The sequence below is a fragment of the Flavihumibacter profundi genome, from assembly GCF_020076305.1.
GTDB classification, from domain to species: domain Bacteria; phylum Bacteroidota; class Bacteroidia; order Chitinophagales; family Chitinophagaceae; genus Flavihumibacter; species Flavihumibacter profundi.
Genome location: NZ_JAIQXE010000001.1, coordinates 976,616 through 992,027 on the forward strand (window position 1 = coordinate 976,616; position 15,412 = coordinate 992,027).

Annotated in this window: 14 protein-coding genes; 4 read left to right on the top strand and 10 right to left on the bottom strand. The window is 41.6% G+C overall.

Going from position 1 to position 15,412, the window contains the following annotated elements:
* Positions 1 to 26: 26 nt before the first annotated feature.
* Positions 27 to 818, bottom strand: coding sequence for a tRNA threonylcarbamoyladenosine dehydratase (locus LAQ65_RS04135; RefSeq protein WP_224115674.1), 792 nt, complete (start codon positions 816 to 818; stop codon positions 27 to 29).
* A 9-nt stretch (positions 819 to 827) separates the two neighbouring features.
* Between LAQ65_RS04135 and dnaG the strand changes: the two genes are divergently transcribed.
* Entirely contained in the window at positions 828 to 2,768 is a 1,941-nt protein-coding gene (gene dnaG / locus LAQ65_RS04140) for a DNA primase (protein WP_224115675.1), read from the top strand.
* Between the two features lie 6 nt (positions 2,769 to 2,774).
* On the opposite strand, the gene LAQ65_RS04145 is transcribed toward dnaG, so the two are convergent.
* The 6 genes from LAQ65_RS04145 to rpsO form a co-directional block, all read right to left on the bottom strand.
* Positions 2,775 to 3,446: a YdeI/OmpD-associated family protein gene (locus tag LAQ65_RS04145; protein ID WP_224115676.1), complete on the bottom strand. Its 672-nt coding sequence runs from the start codon at positions 3,444 to 3,446 to the stop codon at positions 2,775 to 2,777.
* Between the two features lie 72 nt (positions 3,447 to 3,518).
* Positions 3,519 to 4,328, bottom strand: coding sequence for a M48 family metallopeptidase (locus tag LAQ65_RS04150; protein ID WP_224115677.1), 810 nt, complete (start codon positions 4,326 to 4,328; stop codon positions 3,519 to 3,521).
* A 67-nt stretch (positions 4,329 to 4,395) separates the two neighbouring features.
* A complete protein-coding gene (plsY, locus tag LAQ65_RS04155) occupies positions 4,396 to 5,043 on the bottom strand; it encodes a glycerol-3-phosphate 1-O-acyltransferase PlsY (RefSeq protein WP_224115678.1) in 648 nt (215 codons plus the stop codon).
* A 52-nt stretch (positions 5,044 to 5,095) separates the two neighbouring features.
* The gene (prmA, locus tag LAQ65_RS04160) at positions 5,096 to 5,923 is read right to left on the bottom strand and encodes a 50S ribosomal protein L11 methyltransferase (RefSeq protein WP_224115679.1); all 828 of its coding nucleotides are present in this window, start codon (positions 5,921 to 5,923) and stop codon (positions 5,096 to 5,098) included.
* Positions 5,924 to 5,983: 60 nt separating this feature from the next.
* Positions 5,984 to 8,155: a polyribonucleotide nucleotidyltransferase gene (gene pnp / locus LAQ65_RS04165; RefSeq protein WP_224115680.1), complete on the bottom strand. Its 2,172-nt coding sequence runs from the start codon at positions 8,153 to 8,155 to the stop codon at positions 5,984 to 5,986.
* 103 nt (positions 8,156 to 8,258) lie between these two features.
* Positions 8,259 to 8,531, bottom strand: coding sequence for a 30S ribosomal protein S15 (gene rpsO, locus LAQ65_RS04170; protein WP_224115681.1), 273 nt, complete (start codon positions 8,529 to 8,531; stop codon positions 8,259 to 8,261).
* A 163-nt stretch (positions 8,532 to 8,694) separates the two neighbouring features.
* Here rpsO and LAQ65_RS04175 point away from each other — a divergent pair, with 163 nt between their 5' ends.
* From LAQ65_RS04175 to LAQ65_RS04185, 3 genes are read left to right on the top strand one after another with little or no spacing between them, the layout of a single operon-like run.
* Positions 8,695 to 9,723: a Gfo/Idh/MocA family protein gene (locus LAQ65_RS04175; protein ID WP_224115682.1), complete on the top strand. Its 1,029-nt coding sequence runs from the start codon at positions 8,695 to 8,697 to the stop codon at positions 9,721 to 9,723.
* Positions 9,716 to 10,804, top strand: coding sequence for a glycosyltransferase (locus tag LAQ65_RS04180; protein ID WP_224115683.1), 1,089 nt, complete (start codon positions 9,716 to 9,718; stop codon positions 10,802 to 10,804). Before LAQ65_RS04175 ends, LAQ65_RS04180 begins: the two co-directional genes overlap by 8 nt.
* 3 nt (positions 10,805 to 10,807) lie before the next feature.
* On the top strand, positions 10,808 to 11,926 hold the full coding sequence (locus tag LAQ65_RS04185) for a glycosyltransferase (RefSeq protein WP_224115684.1): 1,119 nt from the start codon (positions 10,808 to 10,810) through the stop codon (positions 11,924 to 11,926).
* On the opposite strand, the gene LAQ65_RS04190 is transcribed toward LAQ65_RS04185, so the two are convergent.
* The 3 genes from LAQ65_RS04190 to LAQ65_RS04200 are packed head-to-tail and all read right to left on the bottom strand — an operon-like array spanning position 11,910 to position 15,409.
* Positions 11,910 to 12,599, bottom strand: a complete 690-nt coding sequence (locus tag LAQ65_RS04190) for a cell division ATP-binding protein FtsE (RefSeq protein WP_224115685.1) — start codon at positions 12,597 to 12,599, stop codon at positions 11,910 to 11,912. The two genes, LAQ65_RS04185 and LAQ65_RS04190, sit on opposite strands and share 17 nt — an antisense overlap.
* Before the next feature lie 56 nt (positions 12,600 to 12,655).
* On the bottom strand, positions 12,656 to 13,903 hold the full coding sequence (locus LAQ65_RS04195) for a sulfate adenylyltransferase subunit 1 (RefSeq protein ID WP_224115686.1): 1,248 nt from the start codon (positions 13,901 to 13,903) through the stop codon (positions 12,656 to 12,658).
* Between the two features lie 18 nt (positions 13,904 to 13,921).
* Complete coding sequence (locus tag LAQ65_RS04200; protein WP_224115687.1) at positions 13,922 to 15,409, bottom strand: TSUP family transporter; 1,488 nt, start codon at positions 15,407 to 15,409, stop codon at positions 13,922 to 13,924.
* Positions 15,410 to 15,412: the final 3 nt, after the last annotated feature.

Here is a 15,412-nt window from a genome sequence, read left to right on the forward strand (position 1 = left end):
AACAAGTATTGTGAGCATTGAAGAACTCAAGAAGGCGATCCAATAATGCCTGGTTCCCCGTACATGGCCCTGATCACTACACTTGCACACATGCACCCCACAATAGCAGGCATATAGGAAATTGTACCTATCAGCGATTTCTTTGGAAAAGCTTTTTCGGTTTCTATTACCCGGCTCTGGTCAACTTTTTCCGGAGAATATACAACTGTGATACCTTTGCGGATACCAAATTTATGTAGCCTTTTTCGAACATACCTGGCCAGATTGCATTCGTGTGTATCATCAATATCGGCAATGCGTACTTGTGAAGGATCAGTTTTACCACCGGCACCCAATGCGCTTACGATTGGAATCCCCAGATCAACACAATTTCTCATTAATAACACTTTTGGGGAAAGGGTATCGATGCAATCCACCACATAATCAAATTGCCGGGTATTGAGGATTTCTAATATCCTGCCATCCTCTATGTGTTCAGTTAATTCATGTAATTTTAGCAAGGGATTAATATCTTTTAACCGGGTAGCCATTATTTCCGTTTTAAGCAGTTTTTCGGTAGAATGAAGGGCAGGAATCTGCCGGTTGATATTACTCTGGTCTACCCTATCGCCATCAATTATGGTCATTTCCCCTATCCCAGCCCTTGCGATCATTTCAGCACAGATGCCACCTACCCCTCCCAAGCCTACTACCAGCACGTGTTTGGAAATTCCTTGAAGTACGGGTTCATCGCCCATCAGCAATTGAGTCCTTGATAACCAATATGGAACCATATTTTCTGTGATTAAGGCAGCAATTTCGTTAAATTGCCGATTCATCAGATCACATTGATCACCCCAGCTACCATACAACAGATTTTGAACCGCATTGATATCATTGATGTGGTAGGCAGTTTCGTGAAATTGAAGAAGAGAGGAACAAATTACCTGGGCCTGTGTCCATTCCACAACGAAAAAAGCCCGAGTTTTACAGTTTCCCCCAATAAAGAAATCTATAAATGTTTTGGTTGCGGTAAAAGCGGGAATACTATCAGTTTTCTAATGGAGCACGAAAAGTACTCCTATGTTGAAGCTTTAAAATGGCTTGCCAACCGCTATAATGTGGAAGTTGAGGAAACGGAAGTCAGTGCTGAGGTTAGGGCCCAACAGCAGGTTGCAGACAGTTTGTATATATTGAATAGCTTTGCCCAGCAATATTTCACTAATATTTTATTTGAAGATGAAGAGGGACAGAATATTGGCCTTAGCTACCTGAAAGAGAGGGGCTTTACTGAAGCTATTCTAAGGAAATTCCAGGTAGGCTATTGCAAGGAATCACGCAATGCATTTGTTATCGAGGCACTCCAGAAACAATATAACCGGGAATTGCTGGTAAAATCAGGATTGGCAGCCAATCGCAATGACGAACTGGTTGATAATTACCGGGGAAGGATCATTTTTCCAGTCCACAATACGACGGGAAAAATAATCGGTTTTGGTGCAAGGATCATTAAGAAAAATGACAAAGCACCAAAATATATCAATACCCCGGAAAATGAGATTTATATAAAAAGCCGGATCCTTTATGGCATGTATTTCGCAAGGCAGGTAATTGATAAATATGATGAATGTCTCCTTGTGGAAGGCTATACTGATGTTGTATCCCTGCATCAGGCAGGTATAGAAAATGTTGTGGCAAGTGGCGGGACATCCTTAACTACCGATCAAATCAGGCTTGTAAGAAAATATTCAAATAACCTTACAATAATTTATGATGGCGATAGCGCCGGTGTTAAAGCAGCACTGAGGGGTTTGGATATGGCCCTGGAAGAAGGCCTTAATGTGAAATTGGTTCTTATACCAGACAAGGAAGATCCTGATAGTTATGTCAACAAAGTAGGTGCAGAAGCTTTCCGCGACTTTATAGAAGCTAATAAAAAGGATTTTATCCTTTTTCAACTGGAAGTGGCCTTAAAGGATGCTCAAGGCGATAGCCAGAAAAAAGCAGCCGTTGTTAACCAAATCGCTGAAACTTTAGCCAAAATCAGTAAGGCAGAAGATTTTACGAAACAACAGGATTATATCCGCCAATGCGCTGAATTGCTGAAAATAGAAGAAACCGGCCTTAATAACCTGGTGAATAAATTTATCAGGGAAAGAGTCAATAAGCAGGAAGCGAAATGGCAGGCGGAGGCACCAGTTGCAGAATTTGACCAGCCGCCATTGCAGGAATATGATACCGGGAGTGATGAAGTTTTTCAATTACTCATAAAGGATGAGTTACAGGAAAGGGCTGTTGTAAAGGCATTGATTGAATTTGGGTTGAAAGCCTGGGATGAATCCACTAAAGTGGCCGACCATATTTTTAATGAATTGGTGGATGAAGACCTTTTCGACAATCCACAGTTGATGGATGTAATTAATACATATCGCCTATGGTATGATGCCGGATTAGAACCAACAGCAAAAAACTTTTTTTATCATGAGAACCAGGCTTTGAGCGCTGTAGTGGTATCGCTGCTGGAATTCCCTTATGAGGTTAGTGAAAAATGGAAAAATAAGTTTCAAATGCCTGTAAATTCAAGGGAAGAAATTTACCGGGAAGAAGTGATTTCAACCCTTGGCTACCTTAAACTAAGGAAGATCAAACGAATGATGCAGGAAAACCAGATTGATCTGGGTAAGCCACATACACCCGAAGAACAATTGAATTTATTACAGACCCACCAGGCTCTTAAACTGATGGAGCGGGAATTGCTGCAGCACCTGGGAACAGTAATTGTTCGATAATTTAAATTATTTTTCCGCTGGATTTTTTTTGCCCGACATTAATTTCTCAACAGTATTTATTAGCCTGTTTTGCTTTGTTTCTTCCTTTTTTGCACTGTTGATCCACATTATATATTCCTTCTTATTGGTAAAAGATAAACTTTCAAAAAAACTCAATGCTTTCTTGTTTTTTTTCAGCTGCAGCAACCTGGATAACTCTTCAGGAGGAGTAATAGTGCGGGATTCTGTATCAACACCTTCCATTACTGCCGGCTGGGCCCCGTTTGCTGAGGCACGAGTTATCTCCTTTATCTGTTCGGCCCGCTTAAACCGAAGTGCGCTCCAGACTGAATCCAGCGCAACCTGTCTAACACCTTCATAGCCTGCACTCACAACCATATCCCAGCTACAATCGCGGTTCAGGTTCGAAACTATTTTTGATGTTGTTTTTGGATATGCGATCCATAACTTGGCTTCGTCGTGAAGTGCTGGTAGTACATCCTGCAAAATACCATTCAGCTGATTTTCATTAATTGCAAATACCAGGGCAAAATCAATGCGCCTGCTTTTAAGCAATGGGGTTACATTTTTGGCAAAAGCCAGTTTACTGAATTGTTTCTCTATTGAGGAAGGTAATCCCTGAATGAGCAGATTTTTTTCTTCTTTGTATTGCAGTTTTTCGAATAAAGTCTGCGACATACCTGGTATAATTTAACTGAAAAAGATAATTATAGCGGGATGTAAAATTAACAAATTGTAAGGACTAATCCATTATTTAACCCCGATCGGCTTATAATATTTCAATGCTTCGGGCATTAATTGTTTCAGCTTTTCAATACGGGTGGATTCAGCCGGGTGTGTACTTGCAAATTCTGGCGGGGCTTTTCCTGCGCTGGCTGCGGCCATCCGCTCCCATAATGGAATTGCTTCCTGTGGATTGTAACCAGCCATGGCACAATAGTACAACCCGAATTTATCTGCTTCTAGCTCATTGCTTCTGGAAAAAGGCAATACCGCACCATAAGTGGTTCCTAATCCATAAGCACCCATGAAAATGGCCTGCGTCTCAGCGGGTTTGCTGGACATTGCAACAGATAATGCTACACCGCCCAATTCCTGAATCATAGCCTGGCTCATACGCTCATTTCCATGGCGGGCAAGGGCATGTGCTACTTCATGGCCTATAACAACCGCAAGTGCAGCTTCGTTTTGCGTGATGGGTAATAGGCCGGTATATACAACGATCTTCCCCCCTGGCATACACCAGGCATTGGCTTCCTTCGAATCTACAAGGTTATATTCCCATTTATAACCAGCCAATTCGCCCTGGAGGCCTTTTTGGGTATAGAAGCTTGAAATTGCCGTTGAAATTCGGGTACCTACCCTTCTGACCATTTCAGCATCTTTACTGCCAATTGCAGTCACAACTTTGTTTTGTGAAAGGAATTGCTGGTATTGAGTTGATGCCATGGATTGTATTTCGGCTTCGGAAAACAGTACCAGCTGGCTTCTTCCGGTAATTGGGTTTTTAGTGCAAGCGACAAGGCAAATGGCAAAAAAAAACAAAAAAATGCGATTCATTAGATATGATTTACCTGATTGATACTCAATTGTTATACCAGGTTCATGTATGTTTAAATAAGCGATGTTAAATTCCCCGTTTCCGTTTGCGGTCGCGGTATTTCAAAATGGGCACCTTGCCTTCACTTCCGCGAAGCAGGCGGCTGATATTTTTTTGGTGCGTTAGTATCACCAAAAGGGCAACAACAATAGCAAAAACTCGGTAAGCATTGTTATCGACATTAAAAATGATGAGTATGAATATTGGAAAAGCGATACTTGCCAAAATAGAACTAAGCGAAACAAAACGGGTAAGATAAAGTACCAACAAGAAAATTCCGGAACAGCATAATGCGGTCCAAGGGGAAATTCCAATAACCAGGCCAAATAAAGTAGCAACACCTTTACCACCTTTAAAATCTGCCCATACAGGGAAAATATGTCCTAGTACAGCAGCTATTCCCAAACCTATCTGTAGATTGGTCAGGGCTATTTCATGGTCCCAATAAAAGGGCAATAAAAGTGATAATTTAACCGCAGCAAGGCCTTTTAGCACGTCGACAATCATTACCAGGGTGCCCCATTTCGGACCTAATACACGAAAAGTGTTGGTTGCCCCGGCATTTCCGCTACCATAATCACGGATGTCGATATTAAAATAGTACCTGCTTACCCATACCGCGGTGGGTATGGATCCGAGCAGGTAAGCTATTAATATCAGCAAAGCCTCTTTCATTAAATGGTGAGTTGGATTTCAAAAATAGGAAAAACGAGCGTTCAAAATATATTTAGCTACTTTCTTTAACAATCAACAGCCAACATAGCCAGCTATTCCGTTCCTGTTTCGTTGATAACGCCAAATTCAGGGGTGCTATTGCCTTTTCAAGATCCTCCGCATCTGATTGCAAAAGTCCGCTGATCAGAATTCGCCCCCCTTTTGCGGTATGTTGTACCATTTTCTCCAATTGCTCCAGCACTACATGCTTATTGATATTCGCTAAAATGACATCAAATTGTTCCTTCTCAGGAATGGTATCAGCAAGTTCAAGGCGAATTTCCCCTGTTTGATTCTGCTGGATGTTTTCTGCTGCGTTATTAATACTCCATGTATCATTGTCAATAGCCAGTATTTCTGATGCCCCCATTTTACCAGCCAGGATAGCCAGGAGACCGGTACCTGTTCCAAAATCAAGGAGTTTTTTACCTGCAATAGGTATTTTTTGCATAGCCTCAACCATCATATAGGTTGTGGCGTGGTGTCCTGTTCCAAAGCTCATTTTGGGTGTTATTATAATTTCATACCGTACACCTTGTAATGGCTCATGAAAATCAGCCCGGATGGCACAAAAATCATCTACTATCACCGGCTCAAATCCGGCTTCCCATTCAGCGTTCCAGTTGCGTGGTGCTATTTCTTCAAGCGTATAGGATATATTAAAAGGGGCCACCAGGTTGTCGAGTACTGCTGCATCAAAATCTTTAAATGGTAAATATGCTTGCAATAAACCCGGCTCTTCCACAAATCCATCATAGCCGGAATTGGCAAGCAAGGCAACCAGTATTTCCCTGTCTTCAGGTTTACTTACGGAGATGGACACCTGCTGATAACTATTCATCTGATTCAAATTAAAAACCCCGACCAGAGATCGGGGTTTAATGATATGAAAACCTGTCGCTTAGTCTTGTTGGTCGTTCTGGCGGGAAGACATGCCTTCCGGCTTTGGCAACAAAATTTTTCGGGAGAGTTTAAATTTACCTGATTTCGGATCGGTACCGGTAAGTTTAACTTTTACCACATCGCCTTCTTTTAATACGCCCTCAAGCGTTTCAAGACGCTTCCAGCTAACTTCAGAAATGTGCAGCAAACCTTGCTTACCCGGTAGGAATTCTACGAATGCACCATAAGGCTGGATAGACTTAACAGTTGCTTCATAGGTATCGCCAACCGTTGGTTGAGCAGTAATGCCTTTGATCCAGTTTACGGCTTTGTCTACATTTTCCTTTTTAGTACCGAAAATACTTACTTCACCCTGGTTATTCTTCTCTTCAATATTAATTGTAGTACCGGTTTCACGCTGCATTTCCTGGATCACTTTACCACCAGGTCCGATTACCGCACCAATGAATTCCTTATCAATATACAATTTTACCATACGTGGTGCGTGTGGTTTGACATCGCTGCGGGCTGCAGGGAGTGTTTCGTACATGGCATCAAGTATATGCATCCGGCCGCGGTTAGCCTGGGCCAATGCCTGGCGCATGATATCCATGCTCAATCCATCTACCTTAATATCCATCTGCACACCGCAGATACCATCGCGGGTACCGGTTACTTTGAAATCCATATCACCCAAATGGTCTTCATCACCCAGGATATCAGTCAATACTGCAAATTTCCCTTCTTTGGTGATCAGTCCCATTGCCACTCCAGAAACGTGTTTTGGCATGGGGATGCCTGCATCCATCAGTGCTAGTGAACCTGCACAAACAGTAGCCATAGATGATGAACCATTTGATTCCAGGATATCACTCACTACACGAACTGTATATGGATAATCTTCACCTGGCATCATTTGTTTCAGGGAGCGCATGGCCAGGTTTCCATGACCTACTTCCCGGCGACCAGGACCGCGCATCATTTTCACTTCGCCTGTAGAGAAAGGTGGAAAATTATAATGCAGTATAAAATTGCTATAAACAGAAACAGCTGCGCTTTCTACCAACAGTTCATCAAGTGGTGTACCAAGGGTAACTGTTGTGAGTGATTGTGTTTCACCACGGGTAAATAAAGCCGCACCGTGTGGGGAAGGCAATACGTCAACTTCCATAGACAAAGGACGAACATCTTCCAGTCCGCGGCCATCCAAGCGTACACGATCATTCAAAATCATATCACGAACCACATAATACTGCAGGTCACTATAATAATTTTTGGCTTGCTTTTTAATGGTGTCGTCGAGGCTTTCACCTTCGGCTACATTATATTGTGTTTTCAGGAATTCCATTAATTCATTTGCGATCTGATCAAACTTATCGCTGCGGTCATGCTTAGCCAGGGCACTTTTTGCTACTGCATAAACTTTCTCTTTGGCGAAAGCATCAACTTTAGCGCGAAGCTCATCGTTGTGAACCGGTTTATTATATTCCCGTTTAGTGGTAACACCTTTCAGTGCGCGTAACTCAGCCTGGGCTTTAACCTGCACACGGATCGCATCATGGGCCAGTTCGATAGCTTTAATAAGGTCTTCCTCCAAACATTCCTTTGCTTCACCTTCCACCATCATGATATTTTTTTCGGTGGCTGCAATCAGGAAGTCCATATCTGCTGTGGCCAGTTCAGAACGAAGCGGGTTCACTACAAATTGGCCATTAATCCGGGCAACACGCACTTCAGAAATGATCTCCTGGATAGGTACATCTGATACGGCCAAAGCTGCTGATGCGGCCAAACAAGCCAATGCATCTGGCATAACTTCAGGATCACTGGAAATCAGGGTAACCAAAACCTGAACATCACAGAGATAATCTTCCGGGAATAGTGGGCGAAGGGCACGGTCAATCAAACGGCTTGTCAATACTTCATAGTCGTTCAATTTGCTTTCCCTTTTAAAGAAAGATCCGGGAATACGACCTGCAGAAGCAAATTTTTCCTGGTAGTCAACAGTAAGAGGGAAGAAACTCTGGCCTTCCTTTGGTTCTTTATTGGCAACAACGGTAGCCAGGATAATGCAATTTCCCTGACGAACAGTTACTGCTCCGTCGGCCTGGCGGGCAAGTTTTCCTGTTTCAATAGTAACCGAGCGGCCACTACTTACATCAAAGGTTACTTGAAAAGGTTGTGATAACATAGCATCTTATGGTTTATGAGCTGTGGTGAATTATTAGCATGCAAAAAACTATTCCCAACCGGTAATATCAGTTGGGAATAGTTTTACATATCATTAGGTTCAGTTATTTTCTGAGACCAAGTTTTTCAATCAATTGGCGATAGCCAACCAGGTTATGTTTGCTCATATAAGTAAGTAGGCGTTTCCGCTTTCCTACCATTTGCATCAGACCACGGTGTGTGGAAAAATCTTTTTTGTTTGCCTGCAGGTGTTTTGAGATAGAACTGATGCGCTCAGTCAGTACGGCAATTTGTCCTTCGATAGAACCTGTGTTAGCAGCGTTACCCCCAAAATCAGCAAAAATTGTAGCTTTTTTTTCTTTAGTTAAATACGACATCTTATCATTTTTTAAGAAACATCCAATAGTTATTTCAGCTTAAATTGGCGGCAAAGTTAGGGAATTATCGGGAAATAGCTTGCAAATTGCTATTTTTTTTGGATTTTGCCTGGTTATAAGGCCTTGGGAAATTTCCCCATATGCCGGTAAACGAAATCACCATATGGAACCGCGATTTGTTATTATAGGATGTGGCAAGATAGCTCACCGTCATGCAGCACAGGTGAAAAAAATAGGCAGGTTAGTAGGTGTATGTGACCCAAACCAAGATAAACTGGCCATTTTTTCGAAACAATATAATACTACCGGATACAGTGATGCCTTAAATATGATAGAAAATTGTTATGCGACAGTGGCCATTGTTTGCAGTCCCAATTACCTCCATATTGCACATATTAAGTTAGCCTTGTCAAGGAATCTGGATGTTCTTTGCGAAAAGCCTCTTTGCATTACAACCGGTGAAACGGATGAACTCGAAGAATTCATAAAAAAATCAGGTAAAAGGCTTTTTATTGTTTTATCAGCACGCTACCATGAACAAATTATCAACCTTAAAAACCTGTTCAGGCGAAAGGAGATTGGCCGGTTACTAAGTTTCCAATTGAATGCCTGCTGGAACAGAAACCCCGAATACTATCGGGAAAGTGACTGGAAAGGCAGGCAGGAAAAAGATGGTGGAATTTTGTTGACCCAATTTAGTCATTACCTTGATGCAATGATCTGGTGCCTGGGCGATCTTGAACCTATTGCTGTAAAAAGGGCGAATTTTATGCACCAGGATACAATATCCGGTGAAGATACAGGTGTTACGATATTAACAAGCGCTGATGGGGCAATTGGAACATTTCACTGGACAGTAAATAGCGCCATTAAAAATATGGAAATCTCTTTACTTGTTGTATGCGAAAAAGCCACTTTGCGGCTTGGCGGCCAATACATGGAGCAACTTGAATACATAAGAATGGAAAATCGAAATGCAGGTTGGCTGAGAATTAACGATGAGGCTGGTCAACCTGAAATACCCTCCGGCTCCCGGAGCCACCACGACCTGGTTTATACCCAGTTAAACCTCGCTTTGCAAAATAAGTCGCATTCTTTACCAGGTTTAGCTGAGGGGTTGAAATCAGTCGCACTGATAGAATCAATTTACGCAATTTCCCAGGACAATATATCCAGGAGTGGTTATGCATAAAACCATCATTTTAACTATTACTAACGATCCGGATTATGATCAACGGATGCAAAGAATTTGCACTACCCTGTCAGATGCCGGATTCAAGGTCATTCTTGCAGGCAGAAAAATGCGGCAGCCATCAGGATATATTGCAAATTATAAGGTTAAGAGGATGCATTGCCTGTTTCATAAAGGTCCATTACAATATGCGGAATATCATTTCAGGCTTTTTTTCTGGCTTCTTTTCCAGAAGGGAAATATCCTGTGTGCGGTAGATATCGATACCATTTTGCCTGTATATGCGATCAGCTGCATGAAAAGGATTAAAAGAGTATTTGATGCACATGAATACTTTAGTGAACTAAAAGAGGTGGTAACCCGACCGAAAGTGCAGAAATGGTGGAAAACCATAGAGAATTTTGCCATTCCGCGTTTTACAATCGGTTATACAGTTGGCGGAGAAATTGCCAGAGTTTTCAGGGAAAAATATGGTGTGGATTATGCAGTAATCAGGAATGTTCCTCTCATAAAACCAATGAAGGCAACGAATATCCGGAAATTTCAGGCAATTATATACCAGGGGGCCATTAATGAGGCGAGGGGAATGGAATATTTAATTCCGGCTATGAAAAATATTGATGCGGAATTGCATTTTTATGGAACCGGAAATTTCCTGGAACAAAGTTTGAACCTAACCCGCGCTCTTGGATTGACGGACAAAATTAAATTTTTCGGGATGGTTTCCCCCCAGTACCTACAGGAAATTTCCTCCACTTATACAATCGGCATTAACCTGGTTGAGCATGTTGGGTTAAACCAATACTATTCCCTCGCGAATAAATTTTTTGACTATATCCATGCCGGTATTCCGCAAGTCACAATGAATTTCCCAGAATATGCAGCAATCAACCAAAAAGCGCAGGTTGCTGTATTACTGGATGAACTTTCTGTTGAAGGAATTGCATCAGCAGTAAACCTTTTGCTGCATGATAGTGTTCTATATTGTTCCTTGGTCAAGAATTGCCTGGAATTACGCGAAATATATAACTGGGAAATAGAAAGAATAAGATTATTGGAAATATATGAAAAACTGTTATAATACTTGACGCAGCGTATACATATTATTGCACATGATGTTCCCTACCCTATAAATTATGGTGGTGTAATTGATATTTTTTGCACGATACAGTCATTGCATAAAATCGGTGTTGGGGTTATACTTCATTGTTTTGATTATGGCCGTGGGCAACAGGAAGAACTGAATAAATATTGCCAGGAAGTTCATTACTATAAAAGGCTGGAAGGTCATAAGGGCTTCTGTTTTCATCTGCCATATATAGTGGCATCCAGATCGAATAAAGATTTATTAGACCGGATTGCAGCGGATAATTATCCCATATTAATTGAAGGTATTCATAGTACGTACCTGGTTAATGATCCGCGGTTTCGGGAAAGGAAAATAGTTTTGAGATCTTTTAATATAGAGAGTTTGTATTATTTAAAATTGTTCAAACATGAAAGATCACTTATAAAAAAAGCGTACTACCTGAATGAAAGCCGGCTTTTACGCCGCTACGAGGCTGTAATATCTAAAAAAATACCGGTCATAACTTTATCTGAAAATGATGCAGAATACTACAGGGAGAAATCTGGAGCAAAAAATGTGCATTACATCCCGGTTTTTTTACCACATTCTGAAGTGAAATCCATGGAAGGAATTGGTTCATTTTGTTTGTACCATGGAAATTTGGGCATTGCCGAAAATGAAAAAGCTGCAAGCTGGTTACTGGAAGAAATTTTTTTAAAATTGAAGATACCTTTTGTAATAGCAGGTAAGAATCCATCCCCGCGACTGGAGAGGCTTGCCCATATGGGGTGCCATACCTGCCTTGTTGCAGATCCGGGAGACCGTGAATTAAATGACCTGATCAGTAAAGCCCAGATCAATATTCTTCCATCTTTCAATGAGACTGGAATAAAACTGAAATTATTAAATGCTTTATATAATGGCAGGCATTGCATTGTAAATAATGCGGCAGTTGAGGGCAGTCCGCTTGCACCATTGTGCCATATTGCAGAAACACCAACTGCTATACAAAGAATGATACAGCAACTGTATCATTTGCCATTTGGTAAAGAAGAAATCAGGTTAAGGGAAAAAATCTTGTATCAGGAATATGATAATAACAAAAATGCGCAGCAACTTATGTCATACTTATAGTGGCATTATCTTCAACCCTTCCCCTTTCGGTTTTTAAAGTTCTCGCCGGATATTTATTAATTACTAAATAATCGTGGGTTGCCATAACTACAGCAGCGCCATAATCACGACTAATATGGAAAAGCAATTGCATGATTTCATCTGAAGTCTCAGGGTCAAGGTTACCCGTTGGTTCATCCGCCAGTATTAATTTAGGGGAATTCAACAGTGCCCTTGCAATATCCACCCTTTGCTGTTCTCCACCACTCATTTCAAAAGGCATCTTAAACCCTTTTGATTTTAATCCTACCTTATCCAACACATCCGCAATTTTTTCATCCATCAGGTTTTCGTCTTTCCATCCGGTAGCACGCAAAACGAACTTTAGGTTATCGTTTACATTCCTGTCGGTCAGCAACTGGAAATCCTGAAATACAACGCCGAGGTTCCTGCGTAAATATGGTACTTTCTTCCAGTCCATTTCCTTCAGGTTAAATCCTACAACAGTTCCCTCTCCTTCGCGAAGGGTAAGGTCACCATACAGTGTTTTTAGCAAACTTGATTTCCCCGTACCTGTTTTGCCGACAAGGTAAACGAATTCTCCGCGGTTGATGGTAATATTTACATCCTGCAAAATGAGGTTATTGCCCTGGTAAATATTTACATTCCTGAGTTCGATGATCTTTTCTGACATTTCCGGTTAGTTGATTGAAACAAAAATAGTTGTTTCACGCTAAGCCGCAATAAATTTTACCCGATAAAGCCTACACCAACTGTACTGTTGGTGCCTTCATCGATAAGGATAAATGCGCCATTGCGTTTGTTTGATGCATAAGTATCCGCTAAAACAGGCCGGGCCGTTTTAATAGACACATACCCTATTTCATTAAGGCCAATTTCCTCCACCCCTTCTATAGTTTGATAATCTACAATGTTTATACTGCTGAACAAATTGGTAACTTTTGCTTTAACCCTGTTGCTGCCGTGCTGTAAAAGGTAGTTTTTTCCAGGCTTCAATGGCGTATGGTCAAGCCAGCAAACCTGGGCAGACAATTCTTTCATAGGTGCAGGCAGGTGATCTTTTTTAACCAGCATATCTCCACGGCTAAGGTCAATTTCAGAACTGAGCGTAATTACAACACTATCCCCTGATTCTGCCTGGTCGATAGCCTCTTCAAAACGATAAATATTTTCAATGGTTGACTCCTGCATTGAGGGTAACGCAACTACTGCATCGCCTTTTTTTAGAAGTCCGCTGGCCAATTTTCCAGCAAAACCCCTGAAATCATGCCATTGTTCAGACTTTGGCCTTATTACATATTGCACAGGGAAACGGGGCGGGAATTGATTTTCAAGGGAATGCCATTCAATACCCTCAAGAAATTCCAATAAAACCGGCCCCTTATACCAGTCCATTTGCGTAGACTTCGTTGAAATATTATCCCCATAAAGCGAAGATGCCGGAATAAACTGAAGTTGCTGTTCTTTGTAATTGGCTTTTTCAAACAGGTCGTTGAATTGCTCTTTTATGCTCTCATATTGCTTTTGGGCATAATTTACGAGGTCCATTTTGTTGATACAAACAACCACATAAGGAATACGCAACAATTGAGTAATATAAAAGTGACGGTGGGTTTGTTCCACGATACCATTACGGGCATCAATCAATATGACGGCCACCTGTGCATTGCTGGCACCAGTAATCATATTCCTGGTATACTCAAAATGGCCAGGTGTATCAGCAATAATATATTTCCGGGAGGGTGTACTGAAATAAATATTGGCAACATCAATGGTGATGCCCTGTTCCCTTTCTGCGATCAGTCCATCTGTTAGTAAAGAAAGGTCTATATAATCTACACCCCGCCGTTTACTGGCCCTTTCAATGGCCTCCAGTTTATCAGCAGTGATGCTATTGGTTTCAAATAACAAACGACCTATGAGGGTACTTTTTCCATCATCAACGCTACCAGCTGTGGCAATTCTAACAATATCCATATTCAAATTTTTAAATAATTACATAATAGTTTTTACGATAAGGCGAATACTCCAGATCATCACAATAATACCAACTCCGATCATCATAGTTTTAGCAGGCAATTTGCCGGCCAATTTAGCAGAAATCGGGGCTGCTATAGAACCACCAATAAGTAACCCGATTACAACCGGCCAATGGCCCAATCCTGCAGTAAAAAAGAAAGTTGCAGCACTGGCCATAGTTACGAAAAATTCAGTGATGCTAACAGTGCCGATGGTAAAACGAGGGCTCCTTCCTTTCGAAATTAGCGTACTGGTAACAATCGGTCCCCAACCACCACCACCAAAGGAATCCAGGAAGCCACCGCACCAGGCCAGCCAGCCAACACGCTTGATTTTCCCATTGGCTTTTGAATTACCGAATGCCCGGGTGAAAATCTTAAACCCAAGGAACATAGCATAAACAGCAATAAGCGGCATCAACCATTTTCCTGCATGCTCACCCAATAATACCAGCATTGCTGCACCAAGTATTGCACCAACAACTCCAGGAATTACAAGGTGCCTGAATAGCTTTGGATTAACATTTCCAAACTTATAGTGGCTATACCCGCTAATTCCTGAGGAAAATATTTCTGACGTATGAATAGCCGCACTTACAGAAACCGGATTCACTCCTGCAGAAATTAAACAAGTTGCAGAAGTAACCCCATAACCCATGCCCAGCAGGCCATCGACCAATTGTGCCAGGAAACCAGCCAATACAAAAAATCCAAATTGCAGGTTCAGGTATTCTTTTGTATTGTCCCAGATTTGACCAATGGGAGGCAGCGGCACAGAGGAAAATACAACATGACCAACAACCATTGCAGCAAAAATCCAGATCATCCTTGATGCAATGGTCTTCCATTTCTTCTCGGCACTGATTTTCTGCGGATTTGAATCAGCTACCAAAACTCCGGTAATTTCATTCAGCTTCCTGACCTTCTCTGAGAAATTTCCATTCATACGCAAGCGGAGTTCCTGCATATTATCCAGCACCTGGTCCATTTCATGCGGTATTGAATCGTTGAAAAGTTCTTTGAGTCTTTTGGCAACAGTTGGTGATTTGCCATTTGTGCTGATGGCTATTTTAAGGTCACCTTTATTAACGATACTACCCAGGTAAAAATCACACAATTCGGGTGTATCTGCAATATTCGCCAGAATTCCTGCTTCGGTTGCAGCTTTCTTTACTTCGATATTCAGGTTTTTGTCATTTGTGGCTGCAATAACCAAATCCTTTTCGAATAAGTCACCGGCCACAAATGATTTCTGAACTAAAGTGAGGCTTGGATGTTTGGTAGCTAAAGTTCTTATACCATCGCTTATTTCAATGGCGACCAATGTTATGCTCGCATCAGGAGCATTCCTCAATAATGAATTCAATTTTTCCTCACCAACATATCCCCCACCTACTACTAAAACACGCAGCTGGTCGAGTTTAAGAAATACAGGGTAGAGGTTATTGGCATGTTTGCTGTGCATAAA

Coding starts and splice junctions, on each gene's coding strand:
- LAQ65_RS04135 (WP_224115674.1), bottom strand. CDS start 818: ATGAATCGGCAATTTAACGAAATTGCTGCCTTAATCACAGAAAATATG.
- LAQ65_RS04145 (WP_224115676.1), bottom strand. CDS start 3,446: ATGTCGCAGACTTTATTCGAAAAACTGCAATACAAAGAAGAAAAAAAT.
- LAQ65_RS04150 (WP_224115677.1), bottom strand. CDS start 4,328: ATGAATCGCATTTTTTTGTTTTTTTTTGCCATTTGCCTTGTCGCTTGC.
- plsY (WP_224115678.1), bottom strand. CDS start 5,043: ATGAAAGAGGCTTTGCTGATATTAATAGCTTACCTGCTCGGATCCATA.
- prmA (WP_224115679.1), bottom strand. CDS start 5,923: ATGAATAGTTATCAGCAGGTGTCCATCTCCGTAAGTAAACCTGAAGAC.
- pnp (WP_224115680.1), bottom strand. CDS start 8,155: ATGTTATCACAACCTTTTCAAGTAACCTTTGATGTAAGTAGTGGCCGC.
- rpsO (WP_224115681.1), bottom strand. CDS start 8,531: ATGTCGTATTTAACTAAAGAAAAAAAAGCTACAATTTTTGCTGATTTT.
- LAQ65_RS04175 (WP_224115682.1), top strand. CDS start 8,695: ATGGAACCGCGATTTGTTATTATAGGATGTGGCAAGATAGCTCACCGT.
- LAQ65_RS04180 (WP_224115683.1), top strand. CDS start 9,716: ATGCATAAAACCATCATTTTAACTATTACTAACGATCCGGATTATGAT.
- LAQ65_RS04190 (WP_224115685.1), bottom strand. CDS start 12,599: ATGTCAGAAAAGATCATCGAACTCAGGAATGTAAATATTTACCAGGGC.
- LAQ65_RS04195 (WP_224115686.1), bottom strand. CDS start 13,903: ATGGATATTGTTAGAATTGCCACAGCTGGTAGCGTTGATGATGGAAAA.
- LAQ65_RS04200 (WP_224115687.1), bottom strand. CDS start 15,409: ATGCACAGCAAACATGCCAATAACCTCTACCCTGTATTTCTTAAACTC.